The following is a 20,370-nucleotide window of genomic DNA, read 5'->3' on the forward strand; positions in this document are numbered from 1 at the left end:
GCCGGTCTTTCGTGCGTCCGGGGAGAGGAGGCTGACCCCGGAGAAGCCGCTCAGCATGGGGCCGGGGAGCGGTAGAGACGGCAGAAGCGCGGCCCGCGGTTCGCCCCTCCGCCCCCCGGTCGGCCCCGTGGCTGGAAGAGCGGTGAGCGGAGGCCCGTCAGTTGGCCGTAGAGCGCCGTCGGCCGGGCCGGGCCCGCGTCGGCCGCGTCGTCGACGAGTTCCGTCAGCCGTCGTTCGGCGGCGGACGGAATCCAGCCGGCACCCGGCATGGCACGCGCGTCAGACGAAACGTTCCTGCCCTGAACCGCAGAACCGCGAGTACACGGAGTGCCGTCCGTTCCGGTTCGACGGTCACCGAAGCACCGCAGGATTCGCCGCGCGGGAGTCGAAGACCGTGATCCTCACCGCGGCCCCCCTCGGGACCTGCGGTAACGCCTCGTCAGCCCCGGCGAACGCCGCCCACCGAGCCACCGCACGGGGCAGTCAAGTCTTCAACCGGCCGTTGATGCGGTCGGCATATGCGGGAAACACGCCGGGGAGAGGCTCCTCTCGCACGCCGGTTCCCCACCCCCCAGGGCCGGACCGATCCACGAACACGTGGCCGCCGTATCTCGGGGCGGCCGCGGGCAAGGAGGAGACTTTGGCAGGTTCAGCAACCCGCCGGGACTTCCTGCGCTCCGTCGGTGCCGCCGGCGGCGCCGGAGTGCTGTACTCCACGATGAGCGCGCTCGGCCTGGCCCCCGTCGTCGAGGCGGCCGCGACCGAGTTCCGCCCGCCGCGGCGCGGCGACTTCACCCTCTCCGGCCGGGCCGCGGGCTCGGTCATCGTGCTCGGCGCCGGCATCGCGGGGCTGGTCACCGCGTACGAGCTGGGCAAGGCGGGCTACGACGTGCGGATCCTGGAGGCCGCGAACCGGCCGGGCGGCCGCAACTGGACGGTGCGCGGCGGCACCACCCAGACCGACCTCGACGGCCGAACCCAGCACGCGACGTTCTCGAAGGACCAGTACATGAACGCCGGCCCGGCCCGGCTGCCGCAGTCCCACGTCACGCTGGAGTACTGCCGAGAACTGGGCGTGGAGCTCGAGGTCTTCACCAACCAGAACGCGAACGCCTACATCTACCACGAGAAGACCGCGGGCTCGCTCGCCGGCAAGCCGGTGCGCTGGCGCACCGCCAAGGCCGACGTCTACGGCTACGTCTCCGAGTTGCTGGCCACCGCCACCGACCAGGGCGCCCTGGACAAGGAGCTGACCGCCGACGACAAGGAGCGGCTGCTGGCGTTCCTGGAGGAGTTCGGCGGCATAGGAGGGCGCGCGGACGGCTGGGCGTACTCCGGCAGCGAACGCCGCGGCTACTCCGTCGAGCCCGGCGCCGGCCTGGAGGCGGGCACCGTTCTCGACCCCGTCCCCTCTCTCTCGGACGTCTTCGCCAGCCGTATCGGCCACCGCTTCACCTTCGAGTTCGGCTACGACCAGGCCATGCTGATGTTCCAGCCCAAGGGCGGCATGGACCGGATACCGTACGCGCTGGCGCAGGCCATCGGCCGCCAGCGGATCGTCTACGGGGCCGAGGCCACCGCCGTCACCGACCGCCCCGACGGCGCGGAGGTCACCTGGCGGGACGTCCGCGGCCGCAACCACACCGAGCGCGCCGACTTCGTCGTCTCCGCAATCCCGCCGATGATCGCCGCCCGGCTCGACCACAACCTGGGCGCCGAGGTCACCGCCGCGCTCAGAACTCCCTCTCCCCTCCCCGTGGGCAAGATCGGCCTGGAGTATCGCCGCCGCTGGTGGGAGACAGACGAACACCTCTACGGCGGCATCACCCCGACCGACACCGACCTGGCCACCATCTGGTACCCCTCGTACGGCTACCACGGCCGACGGGGCACGCTCATCGGCTACTACAACTTCGGGGCGGACGCCCTCGCCTACGGCCGGCTCACGCACGCCGAGCGGGAGGCGCGGGCATTGAGTCAGGGTGTGCGCATCCACGGCGACAAGTACCGCACCGAACTCGCCGCCTCCTTCAGCGTCGCCTGGCACCGCACCCCCTTCATCGAGGGCGGATGGGTCGGCTGGGAGTCGCAGACCGGCCCCGAGTACCGGCGGCTGCTCGAGCCCGCGGGCCACGTGTACTTCGCCGGCGACTGGCTCAGCCACGCGATCGCCTGGCAGCACGGAGCCATCACCTCGGCCCGCAAGGTCGTCACCGAACTGCACGAGAGGGTGATGCTGGGATGAACGCACCGAAGCGACGCGCCGTGATGCTGACCGCCGCCGGCGCCGGGGGCGCACTGCTCACCTCCGCCACCGCCTTCGCGGCCGCACGTGGCTGGCTGCCGGGGCCGCGCCAGGTCAAGGTCATGCTGCCGACCGGGCAGAGCAACCCGGCCATCGCCACCGGGGTGGCGACCGGTGAGTCCGTCGCTCTCTACGCCAGCAGTGGCCTCGGCCCCGACGCGCTCAACCCGGCCGCTCCCGCGGGTACGCCGGAGAACTGGACGGACCCGTCGATGACCGAGGGCGCCGAGGGCGTCACGGTGACCGAGGCGCAGGCGCTGCTGGTGCTGCACAAGATCTCCGACAACCTCGCCGTGGCCGGACTGGCTCCGGCCGATGTCATCACGATGAAGTGCTATCTGATGAAGCCGCCGCGCGCCGAACTCGCCGACTACGCCGGCTGGAACCGCGCGTACCGGCAGTTCTACGCCAACGTCGACCTGGCCTCGGGCGAAACGGTCCCGGCGCCGATGGGCACCTCGGCGCCGAAGCCGCCGATCCTCGTCAACAGGGCCCGCCCGGCCCGGGCGACCATGGAAGTGGCCTCTCTCGCAGTGCCGGGCTGGCTGGTCGAGGTCGAGGTGACGGCGGCCTATCGCAGGAAGTGAGGGCGGCACGGCAGAGAGAGACGGGGTGGAACCGGCTGCGGCCGGCTCCACCCCGTCGTCGGCCGCCCCGGTCAGCCGCTCGGAGGCCGCAGCGCCTTGTCGAGGAGGCCCGCGCCAGGGCCTGCCAGCCAGCGGTCGAAGCGCAGCAGGAAGGGGAACTCCGCGCGCAGCGCGTCGAGGTTCGCGTTTCCCGCCAGCCTGCCGTCGTCCACAAGTGCTGCCAGTCTGCCCAGGACCGCGTCCTGGGCCGGCGGTGTCGTCGGCAGGCGGCTGTAGCTGATCGTCCGGCCCGCGGCCCGGGTCAGGTCCTCGGCCAGGGCATTGCCGGTGAGAGCGTCACCGGCGATCTCCATGGTGCGACCGGCGTAGCGATCGGGTGCGCCGAAGACCGCGGCGGCGATGCGGCCGATGTCGCGTACGGCGATGAACTGCATGGCCTGGTCCGGACGCATCAGGAAGGACAGGTGTCCCCGGTCGAGGCCCATGCCGGGGGTCACCAGGAGTTCCATGAACGTGGCCGGCCGAATGATGGTGCCGGCGGTGTCCCGGTTCCGGACATGGGCTTCGATACGGCTCTTGGTGTCGAGGTGATCCACGCCGGTTGCCGAACCCGCGGTGACCGCCGAACTGTAGACGAGGTGGGCGACGCCGCAGCGCTCGGCGATCTCGGCCACCGCCACGCCGAAGCGGACCTCGTCCTCGTCGGTCACGTCGGCCCCGGCCTGGCCGGAGTTCGGCTGGACGCTGAAGACGCCGTGGGCGCCGGAGAAAGCGGCGCGGAGCGACTCCGGATCGCGGAGGTCACCGCGTACGGTTTCCACGCCGGCGGCGGAGAGGGCCCGGGCCCGGTCGCCGGACGGATCCCTCACGACCGCGCGCACCCCCCAGCCGTCGGCCCGCAGCGCCGCGGCGACCGATCCTCCCTGCTGCCCGGTGGCGCCCAGGACGACGACGGTTGTGCCGCTGCGGGTCATGCGGTGGGTCATGCCATGTGCTCCAGGACTCGGAGGGGCTGGTTCGTACCGGTGTCCGCTACGCTAAAACCTGACGCCAACGTCAGGTGCAAGCGGGACGTGGAGTCGAGTCAGGAGGTCGGGATGCGGATCGGAGAAGTCGCCGCGCAGGCGGGCGTCAGCGTCAGGGCGCTGCGCTACTACGAGCAGCAGGACTTGCTCCACTCCTCCCGGAACCCGGGTGGCCAGCGCCGGTATCCGCGCGGTGCCGTCGAACGGGTCAGGCTGATCCAGCAGCTCTACGCCATGGGGTTGCCCAGCAGAACGATTCGCGAGGTGCTGCCCTTCGCTGACTCCGGTGAGGTGTCACCGGAACTTCTGGAGCTGCTCGCGGGCGAACGCGACCGCCTCGACCGGCAGATGACGGAGCTCCGGGACGCGCGCAGACGACTGCACGACTGCATCACCGAGGCACGCCCTCATGACCGAGCGGGAGATTCCTCCTGAAGCAGGGGCGCGGCGGCCCGAGTCGGCAGTCTGCCTACAGGTTGCTGACGTAGAAGTCGGTGAGCCGTTCGACGGCGGCGTCGACGTATTCGGGCTCGTCGTACATCTCGTAGTGGCCGGCGCCCTCGATCACCATGAGGTCGACCGGATGGGGGGCCATCTGCCAAAGCTGCATCCCCGCCTCGTACGAGCCGGTGTTGCCGATGCGTCCGGCGAGGATGACCTGCAGGGGCTGGGTCATGAGCCGGTCGGCCAGATGGAACGCGTCGTAGCCCAGCAGGAGGGAGTCGCCGCGCGAGAGGCGGCGGTTCGTGGAGTGCTCGTTGCCGCCCCGCCGGGTGCGGTAGTAGGTGATGGCCTGAGTGGTGTCGATGTCGGTCAGCCCGGATGCCGCGGCGTCCTCCAGGGTGTCGGGCAGCCAGTTCACCCGGGCCGTCTCGCCGGAGCGGGCCTCTTCGATGCGCGCGTCGGCGAGGGTGTCGAGTGCGGCGGCGGCCGGACCGTCGGGCTGGAAGCTGCGGAACGACGTGCCCATGTCGCCGGGGACCACCGTGCCGACCGCTTTGATGCGGTGGTCCGTGCGGGCGGTGTGCACGGCGTAGCCGCCGCCGGCGCAGATGCCGAGGACGCCGATGCGCTGAGGGTCGATGCCGGGGGTCGTGGAGAGCGCGTCGATGGCGTAGGAGATGTCCTCGCCGCGGCGATAGGGGTCTTCGAGGTCGCGGGGCTCGCCTCCGCTCTGCCCTTGGTGGGCGGGATCGAAGACGAGCGCCGCGATGCCGCGGGCGGCGAGGCGGGACGCATAGTTCGCACCGATCTGCTCCTTCACGCTGCTGCCGGGCGTGGAGAGCACCACGGCGCGCGGCGGTGCGGCGCTGTCGGGCAGGTGAAGGTCGGCCGCGAGCTCGATCGGTCCACGCGGGATCGTGAGGTGCGGAGGAACTGGCCGATCTCGGGCTGGAGACGAAGGAGTTCTTCGTCCTGGCGGAGGTGGCCGCGTCACCGTACCCGGCAGAGATCGCGGCGGAACTGCTGCTGCCCAAGGCGAGCGTGAGGGTCTATGTCCGCAACCTCGTCGCCCAGGGGTTCATCCGGCGCCAGATCGACGACGCGGACCTGCGGCGTCACCGTCTGGTCCTGACCCCTGCGGGCACAAAGGCGCGAGACCGGGCACTCGCGGCTCTGGCGGCGGAGTACGACCGGAGGCTGGCGAGGATCACCCCGCAGGACCGCACCGAACTGCAGTGCATCCTTGAGGAGATGCTCGCGACAGGGTGATATGCAGGGCTTCTTCGTCGCGTTGTCCGCTGAAGGAGCCGGGGTGCGGTCCGGTCCGCGGCGAGCCCCGTACACTCCCTCGATGCCTGCCTCCGGCGCGACTCCGCGACGCGCCATCGTCGAAGTACTCCTGACGGATCTCCATTCCTCGCCCGTCCGCGTCGTCGCCTGGGAGCGGCTGGAGCCCTGGGCGATCGCGCGTGTGACGCTCCGGGGCATCGCCGCTCTGCCGACCGTCGTCGTCAAGTGGGTACGTGACGGGCCGGGCTCGGCTCGCACCGAGCCCTGGCGCCTGCCTACCGAGGTGGCCGCACTCCGTCATCCCTCCGACGACCTCGGTCTGGCGCTCGCCCCGCGCGTCCTCGCCGCCGACCTTTCCGGCGGGCTCGTCGTGTTGGAGGACCTGGCCCCTCGCACCGCGCTCGACCTCCTTCTCCGCCGGGACGGCGCCGCCGCCCACGCCGACCGCCTGGCCGCGTTCGCCCGCGCTCGCGGTGAACTCGGCGCGGCGACCGCCGGCCACGCCGGCCGATACCTCCTGCGACGGGCGTCCCTCGGGCCGGCGGACCCGGCGGCGGCCGACACGGCCGACTTCGCCCGGCTCCGGAACCGGGCACCCGGGCAAGCCGCGGCGCTCGGTGTGCCCCTCTCCGGGCGAGTCGCGACCGAACTCGGCGCCGTTCTCACCGAGTTGCGCGGCCCCGGCCCGTTCGGCGCGCTCAGCAACGGCGACGCGGAGACCAACAACGTCCTCGTCCACGAGGCGGGCGCCGCCGACGCCCGCCTCATCGACTTCGAGTCGGCCGCCTACACCCACGCCCTCCTCGACGTGGTCTGCCTCCACGTACCGGGTCCCGCGTGGATGACCGTCGGCGACCCGGTCGCCACCGGACTCGCCGACCTCCACCGCCGTGCCCTCGCCCGCGGCGTGCCCGAAGCCGAGGACGACCGGCGGTACGGAACCGGGCTGACGGCGGCCTGCCTGTTCTGGGCGATCGCCCGCCTGCAACGGTTCGGCGCACTCGACGCCCGCGTCCAGGGGGACCCCAGCCGCCCCCAACTCATCGAGACACTGGAGGCCGCGGCCCGTACGGCCGGGCACCATCGCGCCTTCCCCCACCTCGCCGGCTGGGCCCGCCGCACCGCGGCCCTGCTGCGCCACCGCTGGCCGGACGCGGACCTGGACCTCACCGACCCCGTCGCGTTCCCGCCGTACACACCGCGCCACCCCTGAGGCGCAGAGCCTCGCCGGAGCGAGGCCGGGGACTACGGCGGCGCATACATGCGCGGTAGCCCGTCGCCCGAGGCGATGGAGGGACGGCCGGGCCGGCTCGTGATCTCTATGGCTGCCGGGGGACGGACGCCGAGGGGCGGTCGGCAGGAAATCCCTGGTCGAAACGATCCCTCTCGGAGGTCTCTGGGTGGGGCGGGTGGGACTCGAACCCACGGCCGACGGATTATGAGTCCGTTGCTCTAACCGGCTGAGCTACCGCCCCGTACGGCGCGTCACGCACAGATGTGCGCGCCGTCTGCCGCAGCATAGCCGCTCATACGATCTGTCGCCCGCAGACCCCGTCGCCCGGGGCCGGACCGGGCCGCTACGCATGCCCGGAAGGACGCGGGTGGACCGCGTCCGGTTCCGGGGGGGGCGGCAGTGGGCCGCCAGGGACGTACAGGCAGAAAGCAGCGAAGGCCCCGCTCGGGGCCTTCGCTTACCTGCTCCCCCGACTGGACTCGAACCAGTAACCTGCCGGTTAACAGCCGGCTGCTCTGCCGATTGAGCTACGGAGGACTGCTCCGCACGGAGGCCCTTCCGACTCCCGGGGGGCGCTCCTGTGCTGCTCGCCATACATTAGCGCATGGCTGGGTCCGCTCCGAAATCGGTATTCACCCCTCCCCTCTTCCGGGTACGCGTACCGGTGACAGAAGGGCGGAACAGCCCAGTCGAAGCAGTCCGAGGGAAGGTGGAGACCATGCGGTACCGGGTGAGCTTCGTAGCGGGGATCGCCGTCGGGTACGTCCTGGGCAGTCGGGCCGGACGCGAGCGCTACGAGCAGTTGCGGAAGGCGGCGCAGCAGTTCAGCGAGTCCCCCGCGGTGCGGAACGCCGCCGAGGCCGCCGCGCTGACCAGCCGGGACGCCGTGACCAAGGCGGCGAGCACGCTCTCCACGAAGTTCGGGGACGTCATGCCGGAGAACGTCGCCTCGCGCGTGCACTTCCTCGGGAACGGACACGCGAACGGCAAGAGCGGCCGGCGTGAGGAGTCCGACGACTGGGGTACGACGAACACATGACCCCGAGGTCCGGCTGCCGGGCGTGGCGGCGGTTCGCGCCGCCGCTTCGCCCGGCGGGCCGGATCCCGTCCGTCCCGCCGGCCGAATCCCCACCGGTGCCCGAGCCGCCCTCCGGATAGGGCATCATCTGCGGCATGGGGATAGTCGCCGGTCTGGACAGCTCGCCTGAAGGCACCAACATCGTCGTCTGCGACGCCGACACCGGCGCGGTACTCAAGCAGGGCTACGCGCCGCACCCGGTGTCCGAGTCCGTCGAGGAGTCGGCGGCGGCCTACGAGGCCGACCCGCAGACGTGGCTCCTCTCGCTCGGCCAGGCCGCGGACGGCGGCGTGCTGGAGGGCGTGCAGGCCATCGGCGTCGCCGCCCAGCAGCACGCGGTCATCCCGCTGGACGCCGCGGGCACGCCCGTACGCCACGCGCTCACCGGCAACGACAAGCGGGCCCAGGGCGCCGCCGCCGACCTCGTCGGCGAGCTGGGCGGCCGGGCGGCGTGGGCGGAGGCCGTCGGCGCCGTGCCGGACGCGAAGCTGCCCGTCACCAAGCTGCGCCGGTTCGCCGCCACCGAGCCCGACCACGCCAAGCGCACCGCGCAGCTCATGACCCCGCACGACTGGCTGGTCTGGCAGTTGCTCGGCAAGCCGGCCCGCCGCACCACCGACCGCGGCTCCGCCTCCACCACCGGCTACTGGTCCGCGCACGCCGGCGAGTGGCGCCGGGACCTCGTCGAGCTGGCCCTCGGCCACGAGGCCGGGCTGCCGGAGGTGCTCGGCCCCGCCGAGGCCGCCGGGCGCACGCCGGAGGGGCTGCTGATCTCCGCCGGCACCGGCGAGACGATGGCCGCCGTGTTCGGCCTCGGCCTCGGCGCCGGCGACGCGGTCGTCACCCTCGGCGCCTCCGGCGCGGTCTACGCCGTCCACGACGCGGCGCTGCCCGACGCCGGCGGCACGATCACGGCGCTCGCCGACGCCACCGGCATGCACCTGCCGGTCGTCCACACCCTCAACGCCGTACGCGCCCTGCGCGGCGCCGCCGAGCTGCTGGGCCTGGCGCCGACCGACCTGGAGCGGCTCTCCGAGCTGGCGCTGAGCTCCACGCCCGGCGCCCACGGGCTCGTCCTCCTGCCGTACCTCGACGGCGAACGCACCCCGAGCCTGCCGCAGACCGCCGGCTCCCTGCACGGCCTGCGCCGCGAGAGCATGCGGCCCGAGCACCTGGCGCGCGCCGCGTTCGAGGGCATGCTGTGCGGCCTCGCGGACGCCCTGGAGGTGCTGCGCGCCCGGGGCGTCACCGTCCGCCGCGTCTTCCTCCTCGGCGCCGCGGCGGGCCTCCCGGCGGTGCAGGCGCTGGCGCCGGCCGTCTTCCAGGCGCAGGTCGTGGTCCCGGCGTCCGCGGACTACGCGGCCCTCGGCGCGGCCCGGCAGGCGGCGTGGGCGCTGGGCGTGGCGGAGGGCCGGCTCGGCGCGGAGGCCCCTCCGGTGTGGGAGACGGGGCCGCACGAGACGTTCGAGGCGGACGAGGACCTGGCCCTGGGCCAGGCGGTACGGCAGCAGTACGCGGCGGTGCGGGAGTCGGTGCACCCCGGCGCGCTGGAGCTCGCAGCCGGCACGGCGGCCGGCGGGGAGCCGGGCCCCGGGCAGGAGGAGCAGGGGCCGGACCAGGAGCAGCGGGCGGGGCAGGAAGTGACCCAGAGCTGAGCGGAACGTCCCGGTCGGTACGCACCGCCGGAACGGCTCAGGCGGGGTCGCCGCACAGGAGGGGCAGGAGGGTTTCGTCCGGGGCGCCCGGGGTGAAGCCGACGGTGGGGCCCGGGGCCCAGGTGCCCGCCTCGTAGCGGACCGTGCGGAGTGCGAGCGCGTGGTCGCCGCCCTCGCGGGCGACGAAGACCTCGTTGTACCCGTTGCGCTCGTCCGACTCGCGGCTGCCCAGCGCCGGGGCGCCCGCGATGCGGGTGGTCCAGGGGCGGGCGGTGCCCAGCAGGCGTTCGGCGGCGGTGAAGCCCAGATGGGTGTGGCCGTGCAGGACCAGGGACGTGTCGGCCTCCGCCAGGGTCCACTTCGCCTGGCCCGCGTTGACGACCCCGGAGTACGGGGCGATCTCCACCGCCGGCACCGGCGACAGCGGGTGGTGCAGGGCCGCCAGGGTGACGTACCCCGGTTCGCGGGTGAGCCGGTCGAGGACGCCCCGGGCGATGACGCCGGGGTCGTGGCGCTCGAACTCCAGCACGATCCGGCGTACGGCGTCTTCGTCCGCCGCGTCCGCCGCCGCCACGTACGTCTCGCGGAACCGCTCCAGCCGCTCGCGGTCCCGGTCGTGCGCCGGTTCGCCGCCGGACTCGGCGGTGCCGAGGAGCGCCACCCGCAGCCCGGCGTCCGGATAGGTGACGTAGACGCGGCGGACCGCGGTGTCGGGCTCGTGCAGGTCGGGGTGCGGGTAGCCGGCGAAGACCCGGGCGAACCAGCGGTGCCGCGCCTGCGGGTCCTCGTCCAGGCACAGCTCCCAGGACACGTCGTGGTTGCCGCCCGTCAGGAGCACCCGCGGGTCGGCGGGGCGCAGGTCGGGGTGGTCGGCGAGCTGGTCCTCCAGCGCGCGCAGCCAGGCGAGCGCCGTCCGGCCGTCGGCGTCGACGGGGCGGTTGACGAGGTCGCCGGTGGCGATGATCAGATGCGGCGCCCGGCCCTGGCCGGCGAGTTGGCGCACGTGGTCCACGTACGCGTCCAGCGGCGAGCCCGCGCCCGCCAGCTCCGCGAGCCGCTGCCCGGCCTGCGAGGTGTCCTTGGCGTCCACGTTGGCGCGCAGCCCGCCGCCGTGGTGGAGGTCGGTGACGTGGTGGATGCGCAGCACCTCCGGCAGGTGGCGGACGAGCACGGGGTCGTCGGCGGGCGGCGTGTGCGCGGCCCGTACGGCGATCTCCACGCCCGCGTCGTGCCACCGCCGGGCCCGCAGCGCCGCGCGGTGCTCGGGGGCGAGGCCGTCGTGGAACCACTGCGGCACGTACTGGTGCCGCCCGCACGCCTCCTCGTACGCGGCCGTCGCCAGCCGCGCCGCGTCGGCGCGGAGCGCGGGGTGCTCCTCGGCGGTCTGCAGGGCGAGTTCGAGGAGGAACGGCGTCTGCAGCCACGCCGGTTCCGCCGCCCGCAGCAGTTCGACGACGCCCGGGGCCCACTCGGGGTCGCGGGCGGCCATGCGCGCGCACTCGTCGGCGGCGAGCGGCGGGGGGCGCAGCACGTCCTTGGGCGCGTCGGCGCCGAGGTGCGGGGCGAGGAGCAACTGCTCGGCGGGGGTGGCGAAGACGACGGGCACGGCGCCCGCGTCCCGTACCTGCTCCAGACCGGCGGCCAGCGCCGCGGGGTCGACTCCGGCCAGGGCGGGTGGTGCGGGGGTGCCGGGTGCGGCCGGGGCGGCGGGCGCGGCGGCGGTGGCGGAGTGGGTACGGGCCCCGCCGCCATCCGCGCCCCGCGTCAGGGCCGGTTCGTCGACCAGCACCACGCATCCCGGCGACACCCGCGGCGGCTGCTTGCCGCCCGCCAGACATCCGAGCCCCCGGCGCCGTACCGCCTCGGCCGTCGAGCGCAGGTCCACCCGGAGCGACGGCCGCTCCGTCCGGGCCCGTTCGACGGCGTGCGCCAGCCACGTCTTGCCCGCCCGGCGGGGCAGCTCCACCAGCCACGCGGCGGAGTTGGGCAGTTGGCCCTCGACCAGGGGCCGCGCCCAGCCGGGCACGTGGTCGCCGGGGAACCGGACGTCCAGCTCGGGCTGGTAGGCCCGGCTCGGCCGGAAGCGGCTCATGGGGATGACTCCTCATCGGTTCGAGGGCCCGCGGCCCGGGGGGTGTCCGCCGGCGGGTCGGCGGGGGCGGGGATGGGACCGGGGGCCGGGCGGGCGTCGCCGCGGACCCCGCCCCGTAACGACTCGTCCCGCAGCGACACCTGGCTCAGCGCGATCCAGTCGAAGAACGGCCGGTCGGCCAGCCACACGTCCCCCGGCCGCAGCAGCCCCACGTCCCGCAGCTCCATCCGCTGCGCCGGCGCCGGCTCCGGCGGGGGTTCGCCGGGGGTGTGCAGCAGCGCGGCGCGGCCCGCGGGGCCGATCTCCGCCCAGCGGGACTGGAACTGCTCGCTGCGCCCGATCAGCAGCTCCTGCCTGCGCAGCTCTTCGAGTGCCGGGCCGCTCGTCAGCGGGCGGCGGTCGTCCGCCTGGACGGCCCGTACCACCGCGTCGCCCATCACCTGGAGGTAGAACGGCCAGGTGCCGACCAGCGCGAGGATCCGCGCGCCCGCGCGGTCGGGTTCGATGTCGACGCCGAGGTTCGCGGCCGTGCCGGTGAGGAACGCCAGCGCGTGCGGTTCGCCGAGGGGGCCGAGGATGCGCTTGTCGACGTCGTTGCCGAAGCTGGAGCCGGGGGCGGTGAGCGCGGAGCGGACAACGGTCTGCCAGTCCTTCTCGGTGCCGGTGTAGACGAGCCACGCGCCGGCCTGGCCGAGGTCGCGCAGCCAGGAGACGGCGGCGGGGTGGTACTCGGCGAGCCGGCCGACCTCGTCGAGCAGGAACGCCTCCCGGTCGGCGCGCGCCGCGGGCTCGTTCGCCCGGTTCAGGAGCGCCTCCGCGGGGCTCGCGGCGTCGCGCACGGCGGGGTCGAGGAGGGCGGCCAGCTCGTCCGGGCTGTCGACGGCGCTGGCGCGGTGCGGGACGGTGAGCTTACGGACCCGGCGCGCGCCGTCCGCGACGAGGCGGCGCTCCAGCTCGCCGAGCACCCACGTCTTGCCCGCCCGGCGCGGGCCGAGCAGCGCGACGGAGGTGCCGGTGGCGTACCGGTCGCGCAGCCACGCCAGCTCCGCGTCGCGGCCCACCGGCCGGCCCGTACCGCCGCCGACGTGGAAGCGGTCGGCGGCGAGGTCGAGGGCGTCGACGCGGAACGGGCGCCGAGTTAGCGGCACATGGGAGTCCCGCTCGTGCGCGGCGGCGCCGATCCGAGCGAGCGCCTCGGCCTGGCCTCGGACTGTCATGGTGCCGCCGGGCAGGAGTGCGATCTGCACGACGGTACGGTCTCGGCCCTCGGCGTAGAGCGCGCGGCCCGGCGACATACGTCCGGGTACGAACACGGGTCTGATGCCCGCGTCCAGGTAGTCGTTCTCGTCGTCCTGCCGGAGCACCAGCACGTCCGCGGCCGCCGTTCTGATGCGACCGTGGAGCACGGTCCGTCCGCCCACGACGACGGGGCAGACACCGACCCGCGGGCCCTCCCGGCAGAGCCGGATGAAGTCGTCGACGGGTTTACCGAAGTCGACGGCCGCCACCGCGTCTACGAAGCCTTCCCAGCCGTCTACCAGCACCAGCAGGTACGGCAGCCGCCGTGGCGCCGCCACCGCCTGCCGCTGGGCGGCGATGTCGGCGAACGCCTCGGCGCCCAGCTCCGACTGCCGGACACGCACGGTGGTGGTGAGCCGGTCCAGCAGCCGGGTCAGCCGGTCGGGCTCGTTGCGGGAGACGACCGCGCCGCAGTGCGGCAGTGCAGTGAGCGCCCGAAGCGCGCCGGAGTCGCAGTCGATGCCGTAGAGGTGCACGTCGGCGACGCTGTGCTGACGGGCGACCCCGCCCGCGACCGTGCGCAGCAGTTGCGAGCGCCCGCTGCGCGGGCCACCGGAGACGAGCAGGGGCAGCTTGTCGGCGAGGTCGAGCACGGCGGCGGTCTGGAATTGGTCCTCCGGGACGTCCGCGAGGCCGATGGGGACGGGCGCGAGGTCGCGCCCTCGCACGGGCAGGTCCGGCTCCACCGGCGGGGCGCCGAGCTTGACCACGTCGGGGAGCGGGGGCGGGAGGATCGCGGAGGGCCGGGCGATGCCGCTGAGGTTGGCGGCGGTTTCGACGGCGGTGACCAGCACGTCGAGGTCGGTCAGTCCGGCGGGCTCGGGTTCCACCCGCAGCGAACCGCTGTCCTCGGGATTGTCGTGAGCGTCGCGCACCCGCACGTCCGACCGCTGTCCGGGTTCGGGTGTGCGGTGGACACCGACGCGCGCGGTACGCAGCCGGACCAGGGTTTCGGCGCCGGTACGTACGTACGCGGCCCCCGGCTCGGATTTGCCGAGCCAGGCCGCGTCCGGCGCGTCGATGACGTCCGTGCTCTCGTTCTGGTCCGCGAGGCGCAGCGCGATACGGAGGTTGGTGTTGGCCCGGATGTCGGCAGTCACCACGCCGCCGGGCCGCTGGGTGGCGAGCACGAGGTGCACACCGAGGGAGCGGCCCCGCCGGGCGATCTCCACAAGGCCGTCGATGAAGTCGGGGAACTCCCGGGCGAGCGAGGCGATCTCGTCCACGACGATCACCAGCCGGGGCAGCGGGTCGGAGACACGCACGTCCTCTGCCGCGAACAAGAGGCCGTAGCCGCCGATGTCGGGTACTCCGGCCGCCGTCAGCACTTCCTCGCGCCTGCGCAGCTCGGCTGCCAGGCCGGTGAGGGTGCGCTCGACGAGATAGCGGTCGAAGTCGTCGAGCACCCCCACGGTGTGCGGCAGCGCGGCGCAGCCGGCGAAGGCGCTGCCGCCCTTGTAGTCCACCAGCACGAACGACACCACGTCCGGCGGGTGGCAGGCGGCCATGGAGGCAATCCAGGTGCGCAGGAACTCCGTCTTGCCGGAGCCGGTCGTGCCGGCGACGAGGGCGTGCGGGCCGTCGCGTACGAGGTCGATGGCGATCGGAACGCCCTGGGACGTTCCGATCGGGGCGGAGAGCCCGTGGAAGGGGGGCGCCCAGCGTCGCCGCAGTTCCTTGGTGTCGAACGGCGGAAGACCGAGCAGGTCGAGGAGACGAGGGCTGTCCGGCACGGCGCGGGCGGCGGGGTCGCGGAGGGGCGCGAGGATGCGGCCGATGCGGTCGGACGCAGCGGGGTCGAGCCGGTGCGGATGCCCGCCCTGGCGGACGTGCTCTCCCCCCTGCGTCAGCCGGGTGCCGTCGTCGATCTCGGCCACCGCGCGGCACTCCGGGGGCAGCAGTTGCGCCTCGGACTCCAGGCAGATGGTGAACACTCCGTACCCCGGCCCGTTCCGGAGCAGTTCGGCGACCCCCGGCAGTGCGCTCAGCCGGTGGGCTCCGTCGAGGACGAGCACGGCCGCGGGCGTACGGAGGTTCCCCGGCCGGAGGCGGGAGCGGCCGAGCAGGTCGTCGATATGGAGGGCCGACGCCCCGGCCTCGGCGATCCGGAGGCCGGCGGCGGTGGCGGGAAGCAAGCGGAGAAAGCCCCAGACGGGGTGGTGCCGGCTGGTGGTCAGCACGCGTACGTCGACGTCGGCCGGGCTGTGCGTGGCCAGGATCTGGGCGACGAGCCACGCGCCGACACCCTCCACGCCCTGACGCGCCCCGGCGCCGAGGACCCCGACGGTGGGCAGGTCCACCGTGAGCGGCAGCCGCACCCCGTAGGGGTCGACGGTGGAGCCCAGCTCAAGGCGGAGGAACCCAGCGCTGTCCGGGGTGCGGTGCCACAGCTCCGCCGCGGCCCACCGGGCGTCCGCGAACCGGCGGGGATCCAGGTACCACGGCGGCAGGAAGCCCTGCCCGGCGTCCGGCTCGCGCCGCCCGCCCGGCAGCAGCCGGCGCCAGCCGCCGCGCTCGGGCGCCGCGGCGTCCGTCCCGCCACGCGAACGAGAGACGAGCAACGTGCCGCCCGCGCCCTCTACGGCGAGACCCGACTGGAGAAGCGCGCGGTGGACCTTCTCGGGGGCGGTACCGCCCGTGTCCGGGCCGGCGGGAGGTTCGCCGAGCCAGAGCCGGGTGCCGGGCCGTACGGGCACGTCCGCAAGCGTGGCGTCGCACGGCAGTTCCGTGCCGTCGGCAAAGAACAGCCGGTCGGCGCCGTGCGGCAGGCCGCACCACTCCGCAAGCCTCCTGGCCACCAGCGGCAGCCACGTATTGTCCGGCGCCTCCAGCACCACGTCCCGCGCCCTGCCTCCCGGCAGGACGACCGTCAGCATCCGCTCCGTGGCCACCCGCGCCTCACGCCCCCGCGCCCGTCGGCGGTCCCGCGTTGTCCTGCAACTGCTGCGCCGTCGCGCGGAACTCGCTCAGCCACTCCGCCGTCTCCGACTCCACCTGCCGGCGTACGGCCTCCACCAGCGACGTCAGCAGCGCGAGCCGGCGCTCCAGCGCCGCCGGGTCGAGAGGGCCGGACGCGGGGGCGGTCGTGCGGAGCTGGTCCGCCGCCCAGGCCATCCGGAAGTCGTTCAGCTCCGCGCGCAGCGCCTGCGCCGCGGTGATGTCGCGCATCCAGCCCGACGACAGGCCGAAGAAGTGGTCGAACCCCTTGCACCCGGCGGCCAGCGCCAGCAGCACGTATCCCCAGCCCTGCGGCGGGCCGCCGGAGATGACGCTCGCCAGCGGGATCAGCGTGCCGGCGACGGCGAGGAGGATCGTCAGCGCGCTGATGACGCGGGAGCCGCGGCGCTTGAGGCGCTTGTCGTTCAGATACCACTCGATGGCGTCCTCGGCCTCGTGCTCGGCCCAGGTCCGCAGTTCCCGCAGGATCTCGGCCTGCCCGCCCGCCTCCTCCAGCGCCACGCCGGGGAACGGGCGGCCCCGCAGGTCGCGGCGTCTGCCCCGGCCGCCCCGGACATCCGGCGTCCCCGTCTCCCGACCCGGCATCAACTGCCTCCGCGCTCGCCCCAGTCCAGCTCACCGAGGCTATCGGGAACAGGCGGCCCGGGGCGCGGCGGACGGGAGGAACCCGCCACCCGGGCAGTGGTTCCGGTACGTCGCGGGGCGGGCACCCGGTCCGTACGGCACGGGCGGTGCCCCGCTCCGTACGCGCCGGGTGCTCCCCCGGTCCGTACCGCTCACGCCTCCTCGGCCGACCACCACACCGTGGTGTCCGCCGGCAGCTCCACCTCGCCGCCCGGGTCCGCGCCCGCCGCCTCCGCACTCGCCAGCAGCAGCCGCCCCGCCGGGACCGTGATCCGCACCGCCGCGTCCGTGGTGTTCGCCGCGCAGACGAACGCCGCGCCGCCGCCCGCCGGTTCGCGCCGGAACAGCAGCACCCCCTCCGGCGCCGCCAGCCACTCCACCCCGTCCCCCGCGCCCAGCGCGGCGTGTGCCCGGCGCACCGCCAGCGCCCTGCGGTACAGCTCCAGCGTCGAGCCCGGGTCGCCGGTCTGCGCCTCGACGCTCAGCTCGCCCCACCCGGCCGGCTGCGGCAGCCAGCTCCCGCCGTCCCCGAAGCCATACGAACTCCCCGCCACCGTCCACGGGATCGGCACCCGGCAGCCGTCGCGGAACCCGTCCTGCCCCGCCCCGCGCGCGAACGCCGGGTCCTGCCGCACCTCGTCGGGCAGGTCGGTGACGTCCGGCAGGCCCAGCTCCTCGCCCTGGTAGAGGTACGCGGAGCCGGGCAGCGCGAGCATGAGCAGCGTCGCGGCGCGGGCGCGGCGCAGGCCGAGGACCGGGTCGCCGGCGGAGCGCAACTGGGTGCCCAGACCCGCCGGGTTGGCGAAGCGGGTGGTGTGCCGGGTGACGTCGTGGTTGGACAGCACCCAGGTCGCGGGCGCGCCGACGGGCCGCATGGCCGCCAGCGAGGCGTCGATGACGGGCCGCAGCTCGGCGGCGTCCCAGTACGTGCCGAGGTACTGGAAGTTGAACGCCTGGTGCAGCTCGTCGGGGCGGACGTAGTGGGCCGTGCGCTCCACGGTCGGCGTCCACGCCTCGGCGACCGCGATGCGCCGGCCCGGGTACTCCTCCAGCACGCGCCGCCAGCTCCGGTAGATGTCGTGCACGCCGTCCTGGTCGAAGAACGGCATGGCGGCGTTGCCGAGCAGGCCGAGCTGGTCGGATCCGCCGATGTCGGGCAGCCCGGGGGCCTTGACCAGGCCGTGGGCGACGTCGACGCGGAAGCCGTCCACGCCCATGTCGAGCCAGAAGCGCAGGATGGAGCGGAACTCGTCGGCGACGGCCGGGTGCTCCCAGTCGAAGTCGGGCTGCTCGGGGGCGAAGAGGTGCAGATACCACTCGCCGTCGGGGCAGCGGGTCCAGGCGGGGCCGCCGAAGATGGACTCCCAGTCGTTGGGCGGCAGTTCGCCGTCGGCGCCCTTGCCGGGGCGGAAGTGGTAGCGGGCGCGCAGCGGGGATCCGGGGCCCTCGCGCAGGGCGCGGCGGAACCACTCGTGGCGGTCGGAGGAGTGGTTGGGTACGACGTCCACGATGATCCGCAGACCCAGTTCGTGGGCGTCGCGGATGAGGGCGTCGGCGTCGTGGAGGGTGCCGTAGACGGGGTCGATGGCGCGGTAGTCGGCGACGTCGTAGCCGCCGTCGGCCTGCGGGGAGGCGTAGAACGGGCTGAGCCACACCGCGTCGACGCCGAGCTTCGCGAGATACGGCAGCCGGGCGCGGATGCCGGGCAGGTCGCCGGTGCCGTCGCCGTCGCCGTCGGCGAAGCTGCGCGGATAGACCTGGTAGATCACGGCGTCGCGCCACCAGTCGAGGGCGTCGGCGGAGTCGAGGGCCGTACGGGCGGCGAGGTGCTGGGTCATGTCTTCCCCGGGTCGTCGGTGGGCGGGCGGCCACGGGCCGCGTCCAGTGGCTTGCGGGAGGAGGGCGGGACGGAAAGGGCGGAGCGGAAGGGGCGGGGGCGCTTACGACTTGGCGGCGCCGGCCGTCAGGCCGGTCACCAGGTGGCGCTGGACGAGGTAGAAGAACGCCGCCGCCGGGATCCCGATGAGCACGCCGGTGGCGGCCATCAGGTTCCACTGCTGGTCGTGCTGGCTGACGAAGGTGGCCAGGCCGATGGGCAGCGTGTACTTGTCGGAGCTGAGCATGAACACCGACGCGAAGGCGAACTCCGCCCACGCGGTGATGAAGGTGTAGAACGCCGCGACCGCCATGCCGGGACGGGCCAGCGGCAGCACCAGCCGCCAGAACGTGCCGAAGGGCGTGAGCCCGTCGACCCGGCCGGCCTCGTCGATCTCGTACGGGATGGTGTCGAAGTAGCCCTTCAGCAGCCAGGCGCAGTACGGCACGGCCTGGGTGAGGTTGACGGCGATCAGCGCCCAGTACGTGTCCAGCAGGTCGAGCCCGGCCATGATGTTGTAGAGCGGCACGATGAGGATCGCGAACGGGAACATCTGGGTGACCAGGAACGTCCACATGAGCTGCCGGTGGCCGGGGAAGCGCATGCGCGAGACGGCGTATGCGGCGCTGGCGGAGACGAAGACGCCGATCAGGCACGTACCGAGGGTGACGATGAGCGAGTTGCCGACCCAGGCAAGGAAGTCGGTGTCGGACAGCACGGTGGTGTAGTTCGACAGGCTGATCTTCCCGGCGATCTCGCCGGCGTGCAGGAAGTCGGTCTTGTCGGGGCCGAGCGAGACCCACGCGAGCCAGGCGACGGGGAAGAGCGCGACGAAGCTCGCCACGAGCAGCGTGCCGTGCAGCACGACGGACGCGGCGGTGCTGCGCTCGCCGCGGCGGCGCGGGCGGGAAGCAGCCGGGCGGCGCGGGCGGGAGGCAGCCGGGCGGGAGGTAGCAGAGCGGCTCATCGGACGGCCGCCTCCTCGTTGCGGTTCAACCAGCGGCGGTAGACCGACACCAGCACGACGAGCATGGACAGGATGATCACGCCGTACGCGGCGGAGCCGGCGTAGTCCCGCGGCGTCTGGCCGAAGCCGAGCCGGTACGCCCAGGTGACCAGGATCTCGGTGTCGGGCGCGGTGGAGCCGAACAGCAGGAAGATGACGATGAACTGGTTGAACGTCCAGATCACGCCCAGCATGATCACCGTGCTGCTCACCGCGCGCAGCCCGGGCAGCGTCACGTACCGGAACCGCTGCCAGGGCGTCGCGCCGTCCGTCTCGGCGGCTTCGTACAGCTCGTGCGGGATCGACTGCAGCCCGCCGAGCAGGGAGACCATCATGAACGGCACCCCGCACCAGGTGTTGACGACGATCGCCGCGGTGCGCTGCCAGAACGGCTCGCTGAGCCAGGCCGGCTCCGGCATCCCGACGGAGGCGAACGCGGAGTTCAGCACGCCTCCGTCGGCGAGGATCATCCGCCAGGAGAAGACGGTGACGAACGTCGGCACCGCCCACGGCAGGATCAGCGCCAGCCGGTACAGGGTGCGCCCGCGCATCTTGCGGTTGAGCAGCACGGCGAGGCCCAGGCCGATGCCGTAGTGCAGGGCGACGCAGGCGGCGGTCCAGAAGAGCGTCCAGACCAACTGCTTCCAGAAGGTGTCGGCGGCGCTGCCGGTGAGGATCTCGACGTAGTGGTCGAAGCCGACGAAGGAGAAGCTGTCCGGGATCTCGTTGACGCCGATGGTGCGGCCGACGTTGTCGCTCGTGGCGTCGGTCAGCGACAGGTAGAGGCCGCGGCCCAGCGGGTACGCCACGAGCACGCCGAGGACGGCGACGACCGGGGCGACCATGGCATAGGCGTACCAGTGGCGGCTGTACGACTGCTTCAGGCTGCTGATCATT

The 20,370-nt window shown here is 73.7% G+C and carries 15 protein-coding genes and 2 tRNA genes; 7 read left to right on the forward strand and 10 right to left on the reverse strand.

What is annotated here, in order from left to right:
• Nucleotides 1–718 precede the first annotated feature (718 nt).
• Nucleotides 719–2,245: an FAD-dependent oxidoreductase gene (locus tag ABGA99_RS21625; protein WP_347577992.1), complete on the forward strand. Its 1,527-nt coding sequence runs from the start codon at nucleotides 719–721 to the stop codon at nucleotides 2,243–2,245.
• The gene (locus ABGA99_RS21630; protein ID WP_347577848.1) at nucleotides 2,242–2,892 is read left to right on the forward strand and encodes a Rid family hydrolase; all 651 of its coding nucleotides are present in this window, start codon (nucleotides 2,242–2,244) and stop codon (nucleotides 2,890–2,892) included. Before ABGA99_RS21625 ends, ABGA99_RS21630 begins: the two co-directional genes overlap by 4 nt.
• A 71-nt stretch (nucleotides 2,893–2,963) precedes the next feature.
• On the opposite strand, the gene ABGA99_RS21635 is transcribed toward ABGA99_RS21630, so the two are convergent.
• Complete coding sequence (locus tag ABGA99_RS21635; RefSeq protein WP_347577849.1) at nucleotides 2,964–3,878, reverse strand: NmrA/HSCARG family protein; 915 nt, start codon at nucleotides 3,876–3,878, stop codon at nucleotides 2,964–2,966.
• Between the two features lie 111 nt (nucleotides 3,879–3,989).
• Between ABGA99_RS21635 and ABGA99_RS21640 the strand changes: the two genes are divergently transcribed.
• Complete coding sequence (locus tag ABGA99_RS21640) at nucleotides 3,990–4,352, forward strand: MerR family transcriptional regulator (protein WP_347577850.1); 363 nt, start codon at nucleotides 3,990–3,992, stop codon at nucleotides 4,350–4,352.
• A 34-nt stretch (nucleotides 4,353–4,386) separates the two neighbouring features.
• On the opposite strand, the gene ABGA99_RS21645 is transcribed toward ABGA99_RS21640, so the two are convergent.
• Complete coding sequence (locus ABGA99_RS21645) at nucleotides 4,387–5,355, reverse strand: alpha/beta hydrolase (RefSeq protein ID WP_347577851.1); 969 nt, start codon at nucleotides 5,353–5,355, stop codon at nucleotides 4,387–4,389.
• Here ABGA99_RS21645 and ABGA99_RS21650 point away from each other — a divergent pair.
• Nucleotides 5,310–5,630, forward strand: coding sequence for a MarR family transcriptional regulator (locus ABGA99_RS21650; protein WP_347577993.1), 321 nt, complete (start codon nucleotides 5,310–5,312; stop codon nucleotides 5,628–5,630). The genes ABGA99_RS21645 and ABGA99_RS21650 overlap by 46 nt on opposite strands.
• 82 nt (nucleotides 5,631–5,712) lie before the next feature.
• Nucleotides 5,713–6,864, forward strand: a complete 1,152-nt coding sequence (locus tag ABGA99_RS21655) for a hypothetical protein (protein ID WP_347577852.1) — start codon at nucleotides 5,713–5,715, stop codon at nucleotides 6,862–6,864.
• Between the two features lie 188 nt (nucleotides 6,865–7,052).
• On the opposite strand, the gene ABGA99_RS21660 is transcribed toward ABGA99_RS21655, so the two are convergent.
• A tRNA-Ile gene (locus ABGA99_RS21660) sits at nucleotides 7,053–7,126 on the reverse strand.
• A gap of 223 nt (nucleotides 7,127–7,349) precedes the next feature.
• Nucleotides 7,350–7,422 (reverse strand) — tRNA-Asn (locus tag ABGA99_RS21665).
• Between the two features lie 181 nt (nucleotides 7,423–7,603).
• On the opposite strand from ABGA99_RS21665, the gene ABGA99_RS21670 reads away from it, so the two are divergent.
• Nucleotides 7,604–7,924 carry a YtxH domain-containing protein gene (locus ABGA99_RS21670; protein ID WP_347577853.1) on the forward strand — a complete coding sequence of 107 codons (321 nt, stop codon included), beginning with the start codon at nucleotides 7,604–7,606 and terminating at the stop codon, nucleotides 7,922–7,924.
• Nucleotides 7,925–8,058: 134 nt separating this feature from the next.
• Nucleotides 8,059–9,618 (forward strand): FGGY family carbohydrate kinase, encoded by a 1,560-nt coding sequence (locus ABGA99_RS21675; RefSeq protein ID WP_347577854.1) that lies wholly within the window; start codon nucleotides 8,059–8,061, stop codon nucleotides 9,616–9,618.
• A gap of 37 nt (nucleotides 9,619–9,655) precedes the next feature.
• Here ABGA99_RS21675 and ABGA99_RS21680 read toward each other — a convergent pair whose 3' ends face one another.
• The 6 genes from ABGA99_RS21680 to ABGA99_RS21705 form a co-directional block, all read right to left on the reverse strand.
• A complete protein-coding gene (locus ABGA99_RS21680) occupies nucleotides 9,656–11,710 on the reverse strand; it encodes a metallophosphoesterase family protein (RefSeq protein ID WP_347583239.1) in 2,055 nt (684 codons plus the stop codon).
• Nucleotides 11,707–15,900 carry an FtsK/SpoIIIE domain-containing protein gene (locus tag ABGA99_RS21685; RefSeq protein ID WP_347577856.1) on the reverse strand — a complete coding sequence of 1,398 codons (4,194 nt, stop codon included), beginning with the start codon at nucleotides 15,898–15,900 and terminating at the stop codon, nucleotides 11,707–11,709. The genes ABGA99_RS21680 and ABGA99_RS21685 overlap by 4 nt, the downstream gene beginning before the upstream one ends.
• Nucleotides 15,901–15,907: 7 nt before the next feature.
• On the reverse strand, nucleotides 15,908–16,552 hold the full coding sequence (locus ABGA99_RS21690) for an SLATT domain-containing protein (RefSeq protein WP_347577857.1): 645 nt from the start codon (nucleotides 16,550–16,552) through the stop codon (nucleotides 15,908–15,910).
• 191 nt (nucleotides 16,553–16,743) lie between these two features.
• Nucleotides 16,744–18,429, reverse strand: a complete 1,686-nt coding sequence (locus tag ABGA99_RS21695; protein ID WP_347583240.1) for a glycoside hydrolase family 13 protein — start codon at nucleotides 18,427–18,429, stop codon at nucleotides 16,744–16,746.
• Nucleotides 18,430–18,531: 102 nt separating this feature from the next.
• Nucleotides 18,532–19,434 carry a carbohydrate ABC transporter permease gene (locus ABGA99_RS21700; protein WP_347583241.1) on the reverse strand — a complete coding sequence of 301 codons (903 nt, stop codon included), beginning with the start codon at nucleotides 19,432–19,434 and terminating at the stop codon, nucleotides 18,532–18,534.
• Nucleotides 19,431–20,369 (reverse strand): sugar ABC transporter permease, encoded by a 939-nt coding sequence (locus ABGA99_RS21705; RefSeq protein ID WP_347577860.1) that lies wholly within the window; start codon nucleotides 20,367–20,369, stop codon nucleotides 19,431–19,433. Before ABGA99_RS21705 ends, ABGA99_RS21700 begins: the two co-directional genes overlap by 4 nt.
• Between the last annotated feature and the right edge of the window lies 1 nt (nucleotide 20,370).

Origin of the sequence: Streptomyces sp. B5E4, from assembly GCF_039871555.1 — a bacterium.
GTDB lineage: Bacteria > Actinomycetota > Actinomycetes > Streptomycetales > Streptomycetaceae > Streptomyces.